Origin of the sequence: Brachybacterium sp. J153, assembly GCF_036311905.1 — a bacterium.
GTDB lineage: Bacteria > Actinomycetota > Actinomycetes > Actinomycetales > Dermabacteraceae > Brachybacterium.
In genome coordinates, this window is sequence record NZ_JAZDCH010000001.1 from 33,154 (window position 1) to 49,799 (window position 16,646).

Sequence of the window (16,646 nt, forward strand, 5' to 3'; positions counted from 1 at the left end):
GTCGCGAGAGTCGGCACGAGTGCCGGCGCTTTGGGGAGGAACGGTTCATCCACAGTCGTTCGCGGCGCAGAAATCGCTGTGGCCAGCATCGATGCTGCCACATCGGGCATCGGCAGGGGCTGGGGAGTAGTCCCCATCGCGGAAGTCCGCCGGCGCTCCTAGGCTGAGTGCATCACCTCGAGGAGGGATCGGGGAGGCGGCCGAGGGCCGCGGAGATCCCCTCGGGCAGGTGCGACCGGAACGACCACGAGTATCGGAGGGCACGATGAAGAAGGGCATGGACCCCACCGCGGTTCAGAAGATGGGGCAGCAGACCGAGGAGGCCGGGCAGAACGTCCAGGAGCTCTTCTCCCGGGCGAGCTCGCGGGTGAGCGAGCTCGACTGGACCGGCGAGGACCGCGACGCTTTCGTCCAGGAGTTCGAGAGCACGATCGGTCAGCTGGTGCAGACCGTCGTCCAGCAGACGAGCGAGTTCGCGAGCCGCGCCGCCGAGAACGCGAGGCAGCAGATCAACGCGTCCTCCTGATTCCAGCGGCCCGGACCACGGGCCCGCTCCCAGCACGAACTTTTCGACATCCGGCCCCACAGGGGCAGAAGGGGTAGGTCATGGCTTTCAAGGGAATGAACCCGGACGAGGGGCGCGACGTCGCGCAGTCCCTCGTGGAGACGGGCGAGACCATGCTCGAGGCGATCGAGACCGTCACCAGCATCGTGAACTCGGTCGAGTGGATCGGCCCGGACTACGACGCGTACCAGGTGGAGTGGAACTCCTTCGTGGGTGGCCCGGTGAACAACCTGCTCGAGGGACTCAAGGCCAAGGGTGACGAGCTCACTAAGCACGCCGACGACCAGGACCGCATCTCGGACGCCGGCTGATCAGCCGGCACGACCCGAGAGGGTCCCACCCCCGTACGGGGGTGGGACCCTCTCGTCGTGCATCGGTCGGGAGCGGCGCTCAGCGGTAGTTGATGAACTGGAGCGCCACGTCGAGGTCCTTGCCCTTGAGCAGCGCGATGATCCCCTGCAGGTCATCGCGGCTCTTGGAGGAGACCCGCAGCTCATCGCCCTGGATCTGGGCCTTCACGCCCTTGGGGCCCTCGTCGCGGATGATCTTGGAGATCTTCTTGGCGTCCTCGGTGCTGATGCCCTCCTTGAGCTCCGCCACGAGGCGCATCTCCTTGCCGGACTGCTTCGGCTCGCCGACCTCGAGGGCCTTGAGGGAGATGCCTCGCCGGATCAGCTTGGACTGGAGCACGTCGAGCACGGCCAGCACCCGCTCCTCGGCGTTCGCGGTCATGACGATCTGGTCGCCGCTGAGGGACACCGACGCCCCCGTGTTCCGGAAGTCGTAACGCTGCCCGACCTCCTTCACGGCCTGGTTGACCGCGTTGTCGACCTCCTGGCGGTCGAGCTTGCTCACGATGTCGAACGACGAATCAGCCATGACGGGGCTCCTTCAGTGCGGCGGCGGGTGGATGCTGCTGGCACTCTTGCACACCGGCCGCGGGTGCGCAGCGCCGACGCGAGCCGGCATGGTCCGGAGCTCGTCCCGGCGCGCCGTGTTCCTGCAGGTCGGAACGGCTGTGACCATGGTCATGCGGTCCAGGGGCCCTCTTGGTTCGCACCCCCGCTCGGACCCCGCTATGCTGTTCCGAGTCCGCTTCCGGCGGCCCGCGAACCTGGTCCTCCAGGCGCGAGGGGCGACGGGAGAGGTCATCCCGGCAGGTTACCCGAGTGGCCAAAGGGGGCTGACTGTAAATCAGCTGGCTATGCCTACGGGGGTTCGAATCCCTCACCTGCCACCGCGGAGGATCCTTGTGATCCGACGCACGGGGAGCGCCCCACGAATTGCCTCGCGGCAAGGAGATTGGGTAGTGTTCACCGGGTTGCCCTGATAGCTCAGTCGGCAGAGCATCTCCATGGTAAGGAGAAGGTCAAGGGTTCGATTCCCTTTCAGGGCTCTGATGGTTGCGGCGGCCCGATCTCGAGAGAGATGCGGGCCGCTCGACCGTCACGCCGGGGTAGCTCAGACGGTTAGAGCGCACGACTCATAATCGTGAGGTCGCGGGTTCGATCCCCGCCCTCGGTACCACGCCGGTCTCGACCGGAGTGCAGGATCCACATCCCCCGAGTACGGGGACCCACGAGGCGCGCCGCCGGGTGCGCCACCCGGACGAAAGAGGCGAACCGTGGCGAGCAAGAGCTCTGACGTGCGTCCCAAGATCACCATGGCCTGTGTTGATTGCAAGGCGCGCAACTACATCACCAAGAAGAACCGTCGCAACACCCCGGATCGGCTCGAGCTCTCGAAGTTCTGCCCGACCTGCGGCAAGCAGACGGCGCACCGCGAGACCCGCTGAGTCCTCGCGAGCACACCAAAGGCCACACGGGCTCGTCCCGGGTGGCCTTTCGTGCATCCCGGTCCGCGTGCGCAGCGCGTCGAGCGCGCCGCAGCTCCCGTGACGCGGACGGACCTGAGATCATCGCGGGGTCCGCACCGTCGGCCCCGCGCCGCGCCCCCTTCCCGGAGATGACATGACCACCGCTCCCGACCCGTCCTTCGCGGGCCGCACGTACCCGGCCGGCCCCGCGCATACCGTCTCGGCCGCGAAGATCGCCGAGTTCGCCCGCGCGACCGGCGCGAGCTCGCCGCTGCACACCGATGTCGAGGCCGCCCGCGCCGCCGGCCACGCCGACCTCGTCGCCCCGCCGACCTTCCTCGTCTCCCTCGCCCAGGAGACCGAGGCCCAGTACATCGAGGACCCGGCGGCGGGCATCGACTTCACCCGCGTCGTGCACGGCGAGGAGTCCTTCACTCTGCAGCGCCCCGTCGTCGCCGGGGACCGGCTGGTCCCCACGCTCACCGTCGAGTCCGTGCGCGCCGCCGGCGGTCACGCGATGGTCACCACCCGCGTCGACCTCGCCGACGAGGCGGGCGCCGAGGTCGCCAGTGTGCGCAGCATGCTCGTCGTCCGCGGCGACTGACAGTCCGCCGGCCTCTCCGCCACCGCCCACTCCGCCCGTCTGTCCCGACCAGGAGCAGCCATGACCGCCCCCGCCCTCCGCCTCGCCGACCTCGCCGTCGGTCAGGAGCTCTCCCGCACCTCCCACGAGATCACGCGCGACACCCTCGTCCGCTACGCCGGGGCCTCCGGCGACTTCAACCCGATCCACTACAACGACGCCGTCGCCGCCGAGGCCGGGCTCCCCGGCGTGATCGCCCACGGCATGCTCACGATGGGCACCGCGATCACCGGCCTGCTCGACGTCCTCGGCGATCCGACGCTGGTGCGCTCCTACTCGACCCGCTTCACCAACCCGATCCCCGTCCCCGCGACCGGCTCCGCCCTCCTCGAGGTCGTCGCCGTCGTCGGCGCGATCGACGAGGCGGCCGGGACCGCCCGGATCGACCTGACCGCGCAGGTCGACGGCACCAAGGTGCTCGGCCGCGCCCGGGCGATCGTGACCCTGCCCGCCGGCGGACCGGCCGCGGCATGAGGCTCTCCGCGCTGACCACCCTGCGGATCGGCGGCGAGATCCGGCATCTCTTCGAGGCCCGCACCGCCGACGAGGTCATCGCCGCGGTCTCCGCCGCCGACGAGGCGCGCGAACCGCTGCTGGTGCTCGGCGGAGGGTCCAACCTCGTCGCCTCCGACGAGCCCTTCGCGGGCACCGTCGTGCTCCTGCGCGACCCCGAGGAACCGCCGCTGCTCGACGCGACCTGCGAGGTCGGCGCCTCCGGGGAACCCGACGGCATCCCCGTGGATCCCGCGGATCTCACCCCGCTCGATCCCACCTGCGGCGGGGCCATCGCCGAGCACTTCGCGGGGGTGAGCTGGGACCGCGCGGTCCGCTACGCCGTCGCCCGCGAGATGGTGGGCCTCGAGGCGCTCTCCGGCATCCCCGGCACCGTCGGGGCGACCCCGATCCAGAACGTCGGCGCCTACGGGCAGGAGGTCGCCGAGACCATCTCCCGCGTGCGCACCTGGGACCGTCACGAGAGTCGGGTCCGCACCTTCTTCGCCGCCGACTGCGACTTCAGCTACCGCGACAGCGTCTTCAAGCGCACCCGCTACGAGGGGCCCGTTGCCTCGGCGACCGGCCGCTACGTGGTGCTCTCGGTGACCTTCCAGCACACCCTCGGCCGTCTCTCCGCGCCCATCCGCTACGCGCAGCTCGCCGAGGCCCTCGGCGTCGCCGTCGGGCAGCGGGCGCCGATGACCGAGGTGCGCGAGGCGGTGCTCGCGCTCCGCGCCGGCAAGGGCATGGTGCTGGACCCCACCGATCACGACACCTGGAGCGCGGGCTCCTTCTTCACCAACCCGGTCCTCCCCGCGGCCGTCGCCGAGCGCCTTCCCGACGGTGCTCCGCGGTATCCCGCGGGGGAGGGGCTGGTGAAGACCTCCGCGGCCTGGCTGATCAGCCATGCGGGCGTGGAGCGCGGCCACGCGCTCTCGCCCCGCGCCTCTGTCTCCACCAAGCACTCCCTGGCGCTGACCAACCGCGGCGGCGCCTCGAGCGAGGAGATCGTCGCCCTCGCCCACGACGTGCAGTCCCGCGTGCAGGAGGCGTTCGGTATCGCGCTCGAGCCCGAGCCGGTCCGCCTCGGCGTCGACCTCTGAGGGAGGCCCGGGTGTCATCTCCCGGAACACGCCGGGGCGCCCCGGGCGGCTCGGCCTAGGATGGGACCGGCGCCCGCCGCCATCCCACCGTCCCCGCAGGAGGCCCCGTGAACGTCCTCGATCAGTCCCTCTCCGAGCTCGACCCGGAGATCGCCGGAGTCCTCGACCGTGAGCTCGCCCGTCAGCAGCGCACCCTGGAGATGATCGCCAGCGAGAACTTCGTCCCGCGCGCGGTGCTGCAGGCGCAGGGATCGGTGCTGACGAACAAGTACGCCGAGGGCTACCCGGGTCGCCGCTACTACGGCGGCTGCGAGGAGGTCGACGTCGCCGAGCAGATCGCGATCGACCGCGCCAAGGCACTGTTCGGCGCGGAGCACGCGAACGTCCAGCCGCACTCCGGCGCGACCGCCAACGCGGCCGTGATGCACGCCCTCGCCCGCCCCGGCGACAAGCTCATGGGCCTCTCCCTCGCCCACGGCGGCCACCTCACCCACGGCATGAAGATCAACTTCTCCGGCCGTCTCTACGACATCGTCGCCTACGAGACCGAGCCCGGCACCGGCCTGATCGACATGGACAAGGTCCGCGAGCTCGCCGTCGCCGAGCAGCCCAAGGTCATCGTCGCCGGCTGGTCCGCCTACACCCGCCAGCTCGACTTCCCCCGCTTCCGCGAGATCGCCGACGAGGTCGGCGCCGCGCTGTGGGTCGACATGGCGCACTTCGCCGGTCTGGTCGCCGCGGGCCTCCACCCGAGCCCCGTCCCCTACGCGGATGTCGTCTCCACCACGATCCACAAGACCATCGGCGGTCCCCGCTCCGGCATGATCCTGTGCACGGAGCAGTGGGCCAAGAAGATCGACTCCGCCGTGTTCCCGGGCCAGCAGGGCGGCCCGCTCATGCACGTGATCGCCGCGAAGGCCGTCGCGCTGAAGGTCGCCGCCTCGGAGGGCTTCAAGGACCGCCAGGTCCGCACCCTCGAGGGCGCCCGCCTCATCGCCGAGCGCCTCCAGGCCGAGGACGCGAAGGCCGCGGGCGTGAAGGTCATCTCGGGCGGCACCGACGTGCACCTGGTCCTCGTCGACCTCGTCGACTCCGAGCTCGACGGCCAGCAGGCCGAGGACCGCCTCCACGAGGTCGGCATCACCGTGAACCGCAACGCCGTCCCCAACGACCCGCGCCCCCCGCGGGTCACCTCGGGCCTGCGCATCGGCACCCCGGCGCTCGCCACCCGCGGCTTCGGCGCCGAGGAGTTCGCCGAGGTCGCCGATGTCATCGCCCTCGCCCTCACCGGCGGCGCGGACCTCGAGAGCCTCCGCGCCCGCACCGCGGCGCTCGCGGACAAGAAGCCGCTGTACCCCGAGCTGCAGCAGTACTGATCGACCGTCGCGGGGGACGGTCCCGTCCAGGGACCCCTCTCTCTCTCTCCCCCTCCCCCCTCTCCCCTCTGGACTGCGAGTGAAAGACGTATTGGTTGACCTTCGCGGGACCTGGCCGATGCCGGGCCCCGCGCTCGTTCCCGACCGTTCCCAGCGCTCCCCGGAAGGAGCCCCATGACCGCCCAGATCCTCGACGGCAAGGCCACCGCGAAGGCCATCAAGGCAGAGCTCGCCGAGCGCGTCGCCGCCCTCGTCGCCGCCGGCCACCCGCAGCCCGGCCTCGCCACCGTCCTCGTCGGCGAGGACCCGGGCAGCGCGGCCTATGTGCGCGGCAAGCACCGTGACAGCGCCCAGATCGGCCTGAACTCGATCCAGCGCCACCTGCCCGCGGAGACCACGCAGGAGGAGCTCGAGGCCGTCATCGACGAGCTCAACGCGGACCCCGCCTGCACCGGCTACATCGTCCAGCTGCCGCTGCCCAAGCACCTCGACACCGATGCGATCCTCGAGCGGATCGACCCGGCCAAGGACGCCGACGGCCTGCACCCGATGAACCTCGGTCGCCTCGTGCTGAACGCCTACGGCCCGATCACGACGCCGCTGCCCTGCACGCCGCGCGCCGTCGTCGAGCTGCTGCTCCGCCACGACCTGGACCTCAAGGGCAAGGACGTCGTGGTGATCGGTCGAGGCGTGACCGTGGGTCGCTCCATCGGCGCGCTGCTGACCCGCCGCGAGATCAACGCGACCGTGACGCTCACCCACACCGGCACCGCCGACCTCTCCGACCACCTCAAGTGGGCGGACGTCATCGTCGCCGCGGCGGGTGTCGCCCACCTGGTGCGGCCCGAGGACGTCAAGCCCGGCGCGATCGTGCTCGACGTCGGCGTCTCCCGCCAGGAGGACCCGGACGGCGGGAAGGCCACCCTGGTGGGCGATGTCGACCCGGCCGTCGCCGAGGTCGCCTCGTGGATCTCCCCGAACCCGGGCGGCGTCGGACCCATGACCCGCGCGCTGCTGGTGCAGAACGTGGTGGAGATGGCGGAGCTCGCCGCCGGACTCGACCGCACCGCCTGAGCGGGGCCTCCCGGGGCGTCGGGCGGCGCTGACATACTGGCGACCATGACTCTCACCCTCGCCACCGTCAACGTCAACGGCCTGCGCGCCGCCGCCCGCAAGGGGATGGCCGACTGGCTCGCCGCCACCGCCGCGGACGTGATCACCCTGCAGGAGGTGCGGGCGCCCGACGAGCTGCTCGCCGATCTGATGGGGGAGGGGTGGTCCATCGTCGGCGAGGCCTCCGAGCTCAAGGGCCGCGCCGGTGTCGCGATCGCCGCCCGCACCGGCCTCGAGCGCATCGACCTCGAGGGGGTGCGCCGCGGTCTGCCGGGCCTCACCGAGCCCACCCACACCGGCCGCTGGCTCGAGGCGGACCTCGAGGACCCGTTCGGCGACGGGACGGACCTGACGGTCATCTCCTGCTACATGCACTCCGGCAGCGTCGACAAGCCGCAGACCATGACCGACAAGTACGCCTTCCTCGACGTCACGATGCAGCGGCTCGAGGAGCTGCGCGCCGACGGCCGCCACGTGGTGCTCACCGGCGACCTCAACATCGCCCACGCCAACAACGACATCAAGAACTGGAAGGGCAACCTGAAGTCCGCCGGCTTCCTGCCCGAGGAGCGCGCCTACCTCGACCGGCTCCTCGTCGAGGGGGACTGGGTCGACGTGCAGCGCCGCCTCGCGGGGGACGTCCCCGGCCCGTACACCTGGTGGTCCCAGCGCGGCAAGGCCTTCGACAACGACTCCGGCTGGCGCATCGACTACCAGCTCACCACCCCGGCGCTCGGCGAGCGGGTCACCACGGTCCAGGTCGACCGCGCCCCCAGCTACGACACCCGCTGGTCCGATCACGCACCGCTCGTGGCCGTCTACGCCTGAGCGGGGGCACCGGGCGGGGTCGCGGTCGGAGACCGTAGGCCGCGCCCTTCTTGTGCCCCCGCTCTTCTCGGACCGGAGAGGCGGGACCTAGCCTGTGCCCATGGAGACCCGCACCCTGTCGCTGCCCGACGCCGAGATCGTCCACGATGTGCACGGCCCGCTCCCTCCGGCCGACGGAGGGGAGGTGCTGCTGGTCATCGGCCAGCCCATGACCGCCGACGGCTTCGCCGACCTCATCGCGGAGCTGGGCGACCGCACCGTCGTCGCCTACGACCCGCGGGGCCTCGGCCGCAGCACCCGCAGTGACGGCAGCGCGCTGAACGATCCGCGGCGGCAGGCCGAGGACCTGCACGCCCTGATCGCGGAACTGGGCGGTCCCGTCGAGATGTTCGCCAGCAGCGGCGGCGCGGTCACCGCCCTCGCGCTGCTCGCCGCGCACCCGGAGGACCTCACCCGCGTCGTGGCGCACGAACCGCCCGTGCTGGGTGTCCTGCCCGATGCGGGGTTCGCCGAGCGCGCGAACGAGGTCGTCGGCCGCGCCTACCAGGAACGTGGCTGGGGCGCGGGTCTCGCCGCCTTCATCGCGCTCAGCAGCTGGCAGGGCGAGTTCACGGAGGACTACTTCGACCGGGCCCTGCCCGAGCCGGAGCAGTTCGGGCTGCCGGGCGCCGACGACGGCACGCGCGAGGATCCGCTGCTGTCCGGTGCGAGTGCCCCCGTGACCGACTTCGAGCCCGATCTCGAGGCGCTGCGGGGCGTCGGGGAGCGGCTCGTCCTCGCCGTCGGGGAGCAGACGGGTGAGGCGCTGACCGCCCGATCCACCCGCGCGCTCGCCGCCCGGCTCGGCCTCGAGCCGGTTACTTTCCCCGGGGACCACGGCGGCTTCGCCATCGGAAACCCCGCCGAGCCCGGTGATCCCGCCGCCTTCGCGGCCCGCCTCCGCGAGGTGCTCGCCACCGGCCGGGACTGAGCGCGACCGACACGACGAGGCCCCTCCGCCAGGGCGGAGGGGCCTCGTCGGCTCCCGGGGGAGCCTGATCGTTCAGGCGGTCAGATGCGACCGCGGATCACGGCCTGCTTCACCTCGGCGATGGCCTGGGTGACCTGGATGCCGCGGGGGCACGCCTCGGAGCAGTTGAAGGTGGTGCGGCAGCGCCACACGCCGTCCTTCGAGTTGAGGATCTCCAGGCGCTGCTCGCCGGCGTCGTCGCGCGAGTCGAAGATGAAGCGGTGCGCGTTGACGATCGCGGCGGGGCCGAAGTATTGCCCGTTGGTCCAGAACACGGGGCACGAAGAGGTGCACGCCGCGCACAGGATGCACTTGGTGGTGTCGTCGAAGCGCTCGCGCTCCTCGGCGGACTGCAGCCGCTCGCGGCTGGGCTCCTGCCCCTTCGCCACGAGGAACGGCATGATCTCCTTGTAGGAGTCGAAGAACGGCTCCATGTCGACGATCAGGTCCTTCTCGACGGGCAGGCCCTTGATCGGCTCGACCGTGATCGGCTTGGTGACGTCGAGGTCCTTGAGCAGGGTCTTGCAGGCGAGGCGGTTGCGGCCGTTGATCCGCATCGCGTCCGAGCCGCACACGCCGTGGGCGCAGGAGCGGCGGAAGGACACCGAGCCGTCCTGGTGCCACTTGATGTCGTGGAGGGCGTCGAGCACGCGGTCGGTGCCGTGGGCGGTGACCGTGAACTCCTCCCAGCGCGCCTCGGCGTCGGTGTCCGGATCGAAGCGCGCGATGCGCAGGGTCACCTGGAACGAGGGGATCGCCCCGGCCTCGGCCTGGGGCTTCTCAGCGACGGCAGTCATCAGAACGTGCGCTCCTTCGGCTCGTAGCGGGTGATCACGACGGGCTTGGTGCCCAGACGGATCGAGGTGCCCTCCTCGCCCTCCTCACCCGGCAGGGTGCGGTAGGCCATGGTGTGCTCGAGGAAGTTGACGTCGTCGCGGGTCGCGTAGTCCTCGCGGAAGTGCCCGCCGCGGGACTCGCGACGGTTCAGCGCGCCGAGGGCGACGATCTCCGCGAGGTCCAGCAGGAAGCCGAGCTCGACGGCCTCCATCAGGTCGAGGTTGTACCGGCGGCCCTTGTCCTGGATCGCGACGGAGGCGTACCGCTCCTTGAGCGTCCTGATGTCGGCGAGGGCCTGGCGGCAGGTCTCGTCGGTGCGGAACACCTGGACGTTGAGGTCCATGGACTCCTGCAGCTCCGCGCGGATGTTCGCGATGCGGTCCTCGGTCGCCGGGCGGTCCCGGAGACGCTGCAGCAGCTCGACGGTGGGGATCTCGGCCTGCTCGGGCAGCTCCGCCAGCTCGACGGTCGCAGCGTGCTCCGCGGCGGCGATGCCCGCGCGGCGGCCGAACACGTTGATGTCCAGCAGCGAGTTGGTGCCCAGGCGGTTGCCGCCGTGCACGGAGACGCAGGCGGTCTCGCCGGCCGCGTACAGGCCGGGGATCACGTCGGTCGCGTTGGCGAGCACCTCGCCCTGGATGTTGGTGGGGATGCCGCCCATGCCGTAGTGCGCGGTCGGGTAGACCGGGACCGGCTCGGTGTACGGCTCGACGCCCAGGTAGGTGCGCGCGAACTCGGTGATGTCGGGGAGCTTCGCGTCGATGTGCGCGGGCTCGAGGTGGGTGAGGTCCAGGAGGACGTAGTCCTTCTTGGGGCCGCAGCCGCGTCCCTCGCGCACCTCGTTGGCCATCGCGCGCGCCACGACGTCGCGCGGGGCGAGGTCCTTGAGCGTCGGCGCGTAGCGCTCCATGAAGCGCTCCATGTCGCTGTTGCGCAGGATCGCGCCTTCGCCGCGCGCCGCCTCCGAGAGGAGGATGCCGAGGCCCGCGAGGCCGGTCGGGTGGAACTGGAAGAACTCCATGTCCTCGAGCGGGATGCCGCGGCGGAAGGCCATCGCGGGGCCATCACCGGTGAGGGTGTGGGCGTTCGAGGTGGTCTTGAAGATCTTGCCGAAGCCGCCGGAGGCGAACACCACGGACTTCGCGCGGAACACGTGGATCTCGCCGGTGGCCAGCTCGTAGGTGACCACGCCCGCGGCACGGACGCCCTCGTCGGACCGGGGGTCGCCGGTCATCAGCACGTCGAGCACGTAGTACTCGTTGAAGAACTCCACCTGCTGCTTCACGCAGTTCTGGTAGAGGGTCTGCAGGATCATGTGGCCGGTGCGGTCCGCGGCGTAGCAGGCGCGGCGCACGGGCGCCTCGCCGTGCTCACGGGTGTGACCGCCGAAGCGCCGCTGGTCGATGCGGCCCTCGGGGGTGCGGTTGAAGGGCAGGCCCATCTTCTCCAGGTCGAGCACCGCGTCGATGGCCTCCTTGGCCATGACCTCGGCGGCGTCCTGGTCCACGAGGTAGTCGCCGCCCTTGACGGTGTCGTAGGTGTGCCACTCCCAGTTGTCCTCCTCGACGTTGGCGAGGGCGGCGCACATGCCGCCCTGGGCCGCGCCGGTGTGGGACCGGGTGGGGTACAGCTTGGTGACGACCGCGGTGCGGGCGCGCTTGGAGGACTCCAGTGCGGCGCGCATGCCGGCGCCGCCAGCGCCGACGATCACCACGTCATAGGTGTGGGTCTGCATGTCGAGGGACAGCTCCGTTCCGAGTCGGGTGGAGGGGGAGGACGAGGGCCGGGTTCAGCGGGCGGGGATCAGGCCCCGCACACCGCCGGCAGCAGGCTCGGCTCCGCGCCCGCCGGGCACGGGTCGAAGGTGAAGATCACGAGCGTGCCGAGCACGATCGTCACCACGACGGCGAGGAGCAGCAGGCCCTTGAGGACCAGCCGCGCCCGGTCGCCGCGGGCGTAGTCGTTGATGATCGTGCGCACGCCGTTGCCGCCATGGATCAGACCCAGCCAGAGCATCAGCAGATCCCAGATCTGCCAGAACGGGTTCGCCCACTTGCCGGCGACGAAGGCGAAGTCGATGCCCTTGACGCCGAGGCCCAGCCACAGGTTCACGAAGAGGTGGCCGAACACGAGGATCACCAGCAGCACGCCGGAGGCGCGCATGAACAGCCACGAGAGCATCTCGAAGTTGATGCCGCGCTGGCCGGTGCGCCGATACCGGGTGGTGGGGTCGGGCAGCGGGGGGAGGGAGGTGTCGGTGGTCGTCATCGCTCAGGCTCCGAACATGTGCATGAGATGGCGGGGGAGGAAGCCGGCCATGAGCACGACCCACAGCACGACGACGCCCCAGAAGAGGCCGCGCTGGTGCTTGGTGCCCTTTGACCAGAAGTCGACCAGGATGATGCGCAGGCCGTTGAGCGCGTGGAAGACGACCGCGCCGACGAGGCCGATCTCGCCGAGGCCGAAGACGACCGTCTTGTAGTGGCCGATCACCTCGTTGTAGGCCTCGGGTGAGACGCGCACCAGAGCGGTGTCCAGCACGTGCACCAGCAGGAACAGGAAGATGAGCATCCCGGAGATGCGGTGAGCGACCCAGGACCACATGCCCTCGCGACCGCGATAGAGCGTCCCGGTTTGGGCTGATGCCACGGAGTTCCTCCAGAAGCGACGGGGGGAGGCCGGGCGCGGTACATCGCGGCGACTGTTTCACGACGCTGCGACAGATCATCGCCCCCGACGGGGACCCGGTCAGCGTAGCACCATGACGTGCAGGTTCTGTGCCAAACGGGGTGCCCCGGGGCGCGTCGCCGCATGGCCTCCGGAGAGGAGCCCGAGCGGGGTCCGGGGCCGCGGATATGCTGGTCCGCATGCCCTCGGCCCCTTTCGTCCCGGTGATCCCCGCGGGCGGTTCCGGCACCAGACTGTGGCCGCTCTCACGGAGAGCCCGCCCCAAGTTCCTGCTGGACCTCACCGGCAGGGGCTCCTCCCTGCTGCAGCAGACCCTCGATCGCCTCGCCCCGCTCGCCGATCACCCGCCGGTCGTCGTGACCGGGACGGCCCATGCCGCCGAAGTGCGCGCCCAGCTCGACGCCGCGGGGCACGCGAGCACCCGGATCCTCGCCGAGCCCTCGCCCCGCAACTCCATGCCCGCGATCGCGCTCGCCGCCGCGGTGATCGAGCGGGAGCATCCCGACGCGGTGCTCGGCTCCTTCGCCGCCGACCACCTGATCGCGGATCAGGAGGCCTTCACCGCGGCCGTCGCGATCGCGCGCAAGGCCGCGGAGCTGGGGTTCCTGGTGACCCTCGGGATCTCGCCGACGGGGCCCGAGACCGGATTCGGCTACATCCAGGAGGCGGACCCCGGCGCCGAGGGCACCGCCGCCCGGGCGCTGCGGGATCTCGGCGCCCGCCCTGTCGCCCGCTTCGTCGAGAAGCCCGACCGGGAGACGGCCGAGGGTTTCCTCGCCGAAGGCGGCTTCTCCTGGAACGCGGGGATGTTCGTGGTGCGCGCCCGGGTGATGCTCGACGAGCTCGCCGTCCGGATGCCCCCGCTCGCCGCCGGGGTGCGGGAGCTCGCCGCGATGCTCGGCACCCCCGGGGAGAGGGCGGCTCTCGACCGCCTCTGGCCGACGCTCACCGCGATCGCCATCGACCACGCGCTCGCCGAGCCGCTCGCCGCCGCGGGCCGGGTCGCCGTGGTGCCGGCCGCCTTCGGCTGGGACGACGTGGGCGACTTCGCCGTGCTTGCCCGGCAGCTGCGGGCGACGGGCAGGTCGGCGGCGGGGACGGGGACGGTGACTCGCGAGGGCGCGGACGGCTCCGATGTCCAGGTTCTGGGCGGGGCACGGGTCGATGCCGTCTCCTCCCGGGCGACGGTGTACGGTGCCACGGATCGTCACGTCGCCCTGGTCGGGCTCGACGGGATCAGCATCGTCGACACCGACGACGTCCTGCTGGTGCTCGCCGACGAGCACGCGCAGGATCTCGCCCGCCTCGTCGCGGGTCTCGACGGGGCCGACGCGGAGCGGTTGCGCTGAGGCGTCCCCGGGAGCCGGCGCCGGGGACCTGCACCGACCCTCGTGCCGGAGCCGGCGCGGACCGGCCGGCCGCGGAGCCGTGGTGACGGAGCAGGACGACCAGAGTGACCAGTCGGATCAGGGCGCACAGCCGGGAGGGTGCAGCGGTGGAGCAGACGCAGCAGCAGCGGACGGACGTGGCGGGAACGCCCCGGATCCTCGGTCCCGGCGGCCTGATCGCCCGCACCGTCGCCGAGCGCTCCGACCTGATGCGGGCGGTCCGCCGCCACCTGCACCGCCATCCCGAGCTGTCCCATGCGGAGCACCGGACCACCGACTACGTCGTCGAGCACCTCGAGGGCCTCGGTCTCTCACCCGTGCGCATGGCCGGCACCGGCGCGATCTGCGACATCCCCGGCAGCGATCCCACGCTCCCGCTGATCGCGCTGCGCGCCGACATGGACGCGCTCGGCATCCCCGAGCTGACCACCGTCTCGTACCGCTCCGTCGTCGAGGGCGTCTCCCACGCCTGCGGGCACGACGTGCACATGAGCGCGGTGCTCGGCGCCGCCGGCGCCCTGGTGCGCGTCGCGGAGGAGGGGGCGCTGCGCCGCGGCGTGCGCCTGGTCTTCCAGCCCTCCGAGGAGCGCCACCCCTGCGGGGCGCTGGACCTCATCGGCCAGGGCGTGCTCGACGGCGTCGACTCGATCCTCGCCCTGCACTGCGATCCGGGCGTGGACGTGGGCCACATCGGGCTGAAGACCGGTCCCATCACCTCGGCCACCGATCCCGTGGCGATCCAGGTGCGCGGCGCGGGCGGGCACACCTCCCGGCCGCACCTCACCCAGGACCTGGTCTACGCCCTCGGCTCGATCGCCACCCAGCTCCCCGCCGCGCTCAGCCGCCGCATGGACCCCCGCTCCGGGGTGAACCTCACCTGGGGCAGCATCCACGCCGGCTCCGCCTTCAACGCGATCCCCTCCAGCGGCAGCCTCGAGGGCACGCTGCGCTGCCTCGACCACGACGCCTGGGACCAGGCCGAGGAGCTCCTCGAGGAGGTGCTCGCCGACCTCGTGCGCCCCTGGGGCGTCGAGGCCCGCGTGACCCACGACCGCGGCGTGCCGCCCGTCTCGAACTCCGCCTCCTCGGTCGCGGTGCTCTCGGCGGCCGTCACCGGGGTGCTCGGGGCGGACCGCCTCGACCCCACCGCGCAGTCCCTCGGCGGCGAGGACTTCGCCTGGTACCTCGAGAAGGTGCCCGGCGCCCTCGCCCGGCTCGGCACCCGCACCCCGGGCGGCCGCACCTTCGACCTGCACATGGGCGATCTGATGATCGACGAGCGGGCGATCGACTACGGCGCGGCGGTGCTCGCGAGCGCTTGCGTGCAAAGGGACCCCGTCGGCCCCTGATCCTCGGCTGGTCCCCGATTGATCTCCCGACCGATCCCCGACTGGTCCCCGACTGATCTCCCGACCGATCCCCCCACTGAGCGCCGGGAACCCGGCCCGCCGGCCCCGCCCGGTTCACCCGGGCGCCACCTCCGCGTCGATTTCATAACGGTTCTCGCGCGGGGCCTCGACCCGGCCTCGCCGCGAGCTCCTGGCGGCTAGGGTCCGAGTCGTCTGCGACAGAGCCGTCGCCGCACGCGATCCCACTCGGCCCACCCGGCCTCGCCCACCGTTCCGGAGGAATCCCATGAAGACCACCTCTCGCGCATTCGCCCTCGCGGGCATCGCGGCCCTCGCGCTCGCCTCCTGCGGCACCCCGCCCGAGGAGACCGCCGGCGGCGGCAGCGACGCCGGCGGCGCCTCGACCGACTACAAGGCCTGCATGGTCTCCGACTCCGGCGGCTGGGATGACAAGTCCTTCAACGAGTCCAGCCACACCGGCCTGCTCAACGCCGAGGAGAAGCTCGGCATCGAGACGCAGGAGGCGGAGTCCACGACCGACTCCGACTTCGCGCCCAACATCAACAACATGGTGACCGAGGGCTGCGACCTGATCATCACCGTCGGCTTCCTCCTCGCCCCGGCGACCGGCGCCGCGGCGCAGGCCAACGAGGGCACCGACTTCGCGATCGTCGACTCCACCGCCCAGGACGCCGACGGCAACCCGATCGAGCTCGACAACGTCAAGCCGCTCGAGTTCGACACCGCCCAGGCCGCCTTCCTCGCCGGCTACCTCGCCGCTGGCATGACCGAGACCGGCAAGGTCGCGACCTACGGCGGCATGGACATCCCCACCGTCACCATCTTCATGGACGGCTACGTCGACGGCGTCGCGCACTACAACGAGACCCACGGCACCGAGGTCGAGGTGCTCGGGTGGAACAAGGAGACCCAGACCGGCTCCATCGTGGGCACCTTCGAGGACCAGTCCAAGGGCAAGGCCGTCTCCGACGAGTTCTACAGCGCCGGCGCCGACATCGTGATGCCCGTCGCCGGCCCGGTCGGCGCGGGCACCCTCGCCTCCGCCAAGGAGGGCGATGACCGCATGGTGATCTGGGTCGACGCCGACGGCTTCGAGACCAACGCCGCCGACCCCGACGCACAGGCCACGATCCTCACCTCCGTCATGAAGGAGATGACCGTCGCGGTCGAGGACGTCATCACCGGTGCGGCCGGCGGCGAGTTCGACCCCACCCCGTACGTCGGCACCCTCGAGAACGGCGGCGTCGGCCTGGCGCCCTTCCACGATTTCGAGGATGATGTCCCGGCCGAGCTGGTGACCGAGCTCGAGACGCTCAAGCAGGAGATCATCGACGGTACCGTCGTGGTCGAGTCCGAGGCGTCCCCCGCGGGGGCCTGACCCTCGCAGCCGCCCGCGGTCCCCGTCCCGGATCGGG

General features: G+C 71.4%; 18 protein-coding genes and 3 tRNA genes. 16 read left to right on the forward strand and 5 right to left on the reverse strand.

The window, feature by feature from the left end:
• Positions 1-265 precede the first annotated feature (265 nt).
• Positions 266-526 carry a hypothetical protein gene (locus V1258_RS00095; RefSeq protein WP_329747790.1) on the forward strand — a complete coding sequence of 87 codons (261 nt, stop codon included), beginning with the start codon at positions 266-268 and terminating at the stop codon, positions 524-526.
• Between the two features lie 80 nt (positions 527-606).
• On the forward strand, positions 607-876 hold the full coding sequence (locus tag V1258_RS00100) for a hypothetical protein (RefSeq protein WP_329747791.1): 270 nt from the start codon (positions 607-609) through the stop codon (positions 874-876).
• 79 nt (positions 877-955) lie between these two features.
• Here the strand turns inward: V1258_RS00100 and V1258_RS00105 are convergent, their stop codons facing one another.
• Positions 956-1,444, reverse strand: coding sequence for a YajQ family cyclic di-GMP-binding protein (locus tag V1258_RS00105; protein WP_329747792.1), 489 nt, complete (start codon positions 1,442-1,444; stop codon positions 956-958).
• A gap of 276 nt (positions 1,445-1,720) precedes the next feature.
• On the opposite strand from V1258_RS00105, the gene V1258_RS00110 reads away from it, so the two are divergent.
• The 11 genes from V1258_RS00110 to V1258_RS00160 all read left to right on the forward strand — a co-directional run bounded on the left by V1258_RS00110 (position 1,721) and on the right by V1258_RS00160 (position 8,909).
• Positions 1,721-1,802 (forward strand) — tRNA-Tyr (locus V1258_RS00110).
• An 86-nt stretch (positions 1,803-1,888) separates the two neighbouring features.
• Positions 1,889-1,961, forward strand: a tRNA-Thr gene (locus tag V1258_RS00115).
• Positions 1,962-2,015: 54 nt separating this feature from the next.
• Positions 2,016-2,092: transfer RNA gene (locus V1258_RS00120), tRNA-Met, on the forward strand.
• 97 nt (positions 2,093-2,189) lie between these two features.
• Positions 2,190-2,360, forward strand: coding sequence for a 50S ribosomal protein L33 (gene rpmG, locus V1258_RS00125; protein ID WP_029360274.1), 171 nt, complete (start codon positions 2,190-2,192; stop codon positions 2,358-2,360).
• A 175-nt stretch (positions 2,361-2,535) separates the two neighbouring features.
• Complete coding sequence (locus tag V1258_RS00130; protein WP_329745090.1) at positions 2,536-2,985, forward strand: FAS1-like dehydratase domain-containing protein; 450 nt, start codon at positions 2,536-2,538, stop codon at positions 2,983-2,985.
• A gap of 60 nt (positions 2,986-3,045) precedes the next feature.
• Positions 3,046-3,498 carry a MaoC/PaaZ C-terminal domain-containing protein gene (locus V1258_RS00135; protein ID WP_329747793.1) on the forward strand — a complete coding sequence of 151 codons (453 nt, stop codon included), beginning with the start codon at positions 3,046-3,048 and terminating at the stop codon, positions 3,496-3,498.
• Entirely contained in the window at positions 3,495-4,622 is a 1,128-nt protein-coding gene (locus tag V1258_RS00140) for a UDP-N-acetylmuramate dehydrogenase (RefSeq protein WP_329747794.1), read from the forward strand. The genes V1258_RS00135 and V1258_RS00140 overlap by 4 nt, the downstream gene beginning before the upstream one ends.
• 107 nt (positions 4,623-4,729) lie before the next feature.
• Positions 4,730-5,998, forward strand: a complete 1,269-nt coding sequence (gene glyA, locus V1258_RS00145; RefSeq protein WP_329745093.1) for a serine hydroxymethyltransferase — start codon at positions 4,730-4,732, stop codon at positions 5,996-5,998.
• A 174-nt stretch (positions 5,999-6,172) separates the two neighbouring features.
• On the forward strand, positions 6,173-7,072 hold the full coding sequence (locus V1258_RS00150) for a bifunctional methylenetetrahydrofolate dehydrogenase/methenyltetrahydrofolate cyclohydrolase (protein ID WP_329747795.1): 900 nt from the start codon (positions 6,173-6,175) through the stop codon (positions 7,070-7,072).
• A gap of 45 nt (positions 7,073-7,117) precedes the next feature.
• Positions 7,118-7,939, forward strand: coding sequence for an exodeoxyribonuclease III (locus tag V1258_RS00155; protein ID WP_329747796.1), 822 nt, complete (start codon positions 7,118-7,120; stop codon positions 7,937-7,939).
• Between the two features lie 100 nt (positions 7,940-8,039).
• The gene (locus tag V1258_RS00160) at positions 8,040-8,909 is read left to right on the forward strand and encodes an alpha/beta fold hydrolase (RefSeq protein ID WP_329747797.1); all 870 of its coding nucleotides are present in this window, start codon (positions 8,040-8,042) and stop codon (positions 8,907-8,909) included.
• A gap of 80 nt (positions 8,910-8,989) precedes the next feature.
• On the opposite strand, the gene V1258_RS00165 is transcribed toward V1258_RS00160, so the two are convergent.
• From V1258_RS00165 to sdhC, 4 genes are all read right to left on the reverse strand, one after another.
• A complete protein-coding gene (locus tag V1258_RS00165; RefSeq protein ID WP_329745097.1) occupies positions 8,990-9,745 on the reverse strand; it encodes a succinate dehydrogenase iron-sulfur subunit in 756 nt (251 codons plus the stop codon).
• Complete coding sequence (gene sdhA / locus V1258_RS00170; protein ID WP_329747798.1) at positions 9,745-11,520, reverse strand: succinate dehydrogenase flavoprotein subunit; 1,776 nt, start codon at positions 11,518-11,520, stop codon at positions 9,745-9,747. Before sdhA ends, V1258_RS00165 begins: the two co-directional genes overlap by 1 nt.
• 68 nt (positions 11,521-11,588) lie before the next feature.
• Positions 11,589-12,053, reverse strand: coding sequence for a succinate dehydrogenase hydrophobic membrane anchor subunit (locus V1258_RS00175; protein ID WP_329745099.1), 465 nt, complete (start codon positions 12,051-12,053; stop codon positions 11,589-11,591).
• A gap of 3 nt (positions 12,054-12,056) precedes the next feature.
• Positions 12,057-12,434, reverse strand: coding sequence for a succinate dehydrogenase, cytochrome b556 subunit (sdhC, locus tag V1258_RS00180; RefSeq protein WP_329745100.1), 378 nt, complete (start codon positions 12,432-12,434; stop codon positions 12,057-12,059).
• Positions 12,435-12,652: 218 nt separating this feature from the next.
• On the opposite strand from sdhC, the gene V1258_RS00185 reads away from it, so the two are divergent.
• The 3 genes from V1258_RS00185 (at position 12,653) to V1258_RS00195 (ending at position 16,609) form a co-directional block, all read left to right on the forward strand.
• Entirely contained in the window at positions 12,653-13,822 is a 1,170-nt protein-coding gene (locus V1258_RS00185; RefSeq protein WP_329747799.1) for a mannose-1-phosphate guanylyltransferase, read from the forward strand.
• A gap of 146 nt (positions 13,823-13,968) precedes the next feature.
• Positions 13,969-15,210, forward strand: a complete 1,242-nt coding sequence (locus tag V1258_RS00190; protein ID WP_329747800.1) for a M20 family metallopeptidase — start codon at positions 13,969-13,971, stop codon at positions 15,208-15,210.
• A gap of 286 nt (positions 15,211-15,496) precedes the next feature.
• Entirely contained in the window at positions 15,497-16,609 is a 1,113-nt protein-coding gene (locus tag V1258_RS00195; protein WP_329747801.1) for a BMP family lipoprotein, read from the forward strand.
• Positions 16,610-16,646 lie beyond the last annotated feature (37 nt).

What these genes read in the sequence shown, in the direction of transcription:
- V1258_RS00095 (WP_329747790.1), top strand. Translation starts at nt 266, where the DNA reads ATGAAGAAGGGCATGGACCCCACCGCGGTTCAGAAGATGGGGCAGCAG.
- V1258_RS00100 (WP_329747791.1), top strand. Translation starts at nt 607, where the DNA reads ATGGCTTTCAAGGGAATGAACCCGGACGAGGGGCGCGACGTCGCGCAG.
- V1258_RS00105 (WP_329747792.1), bottom strand. Translation starts at nt 1,444, where the DNA reads ATGGCTGATTCGTCGTTCGACATCGTGAGCAAGCTCGACCGCCAGGAG.
- V1258_RS00130 (WP_329745090.1), top strand. Translation starts at nt 2,536, where the DNA reads ATGACCACCGCTCCCGACCCGTCCTTCGCGGGCCGCACGTACCCGGCC.
- V1258_RS00135 (WP_329747793.1), top strand. Translation starts at nt 3,046, where the DNA reads ATGACCGCCCCCGCCCTCCGCCTCGCCGACCTCGCCGTCGGTCAGGAG.
- V1258_RS00140 (WP_329747794.1), top strand. Translation starts at nt 3,495, where the DNA reads ATGAGGCTCTCCGCGCTGACCACCCTGCGGATCGGCGGCGAGATCCGG.
- V1258_RS00150 (WP_329747795.1), top strand. Translation starts at nt 6,173, where the DNA reads ATGACCGCCCAGATCCTCGACGGCAAGGCCACCGCGAAGGCCATCAAG.
- V1258_RS00155 (WP_329747796.1), top strand. Translation starts at nt 7,118, where the DNA reads ATGACTCTCACCCTCGCCACCGTCAACGTCAACGGCCTGCGCGCCGCC.
- V1258_RS00160 (WP_329747797.1), top strand. Translation starts at nt 8,040, where the DNA reads ATGGAGACCCGCACCCTGTCGCTGCCCGACGCCGAGATCGTCCACGAT.
- V1258_RS00165 (WP_329745097.1), bottom strand. Translation starts at nt 9,745, where the DNA reads ATGACTGCCGTCGCTGAGAAGCCCCAGGCCGAGGCCGGGGCGATCCCC.
- sdhA (WP_329747798.1), bottom strand. Translation starts at nt 11,520, where the DNA reads ATGCAGACCCACACCTATGACGTGGTGATCGTCGGCGCTGGCGGCGCC.
- V1258_RS00175 (WP_329745099.1), bottom strand. Translation starts at nt 12,053, where the DNA reads ATGACGACCACCGACACCTCCCTCCCCCCGCTGCCCGACCCCACCACC.
- V1258_RS00185 (WP_329747799.1), top strand. Translation starts at nt 12,653, where the DNA reads ATGCCCTCGGCCCCTTTCGTCCCGGTGATCCCCGCGGGCGGTTCCGGC.
- V1258_RS00195 (WP_329747801.1), top strand. Translation starts at nt 15,497, where the DNA reads ATGAAGACCACCTCTCGCGCATTCGCCCTCGCGGGCATCGCGGCCCTC.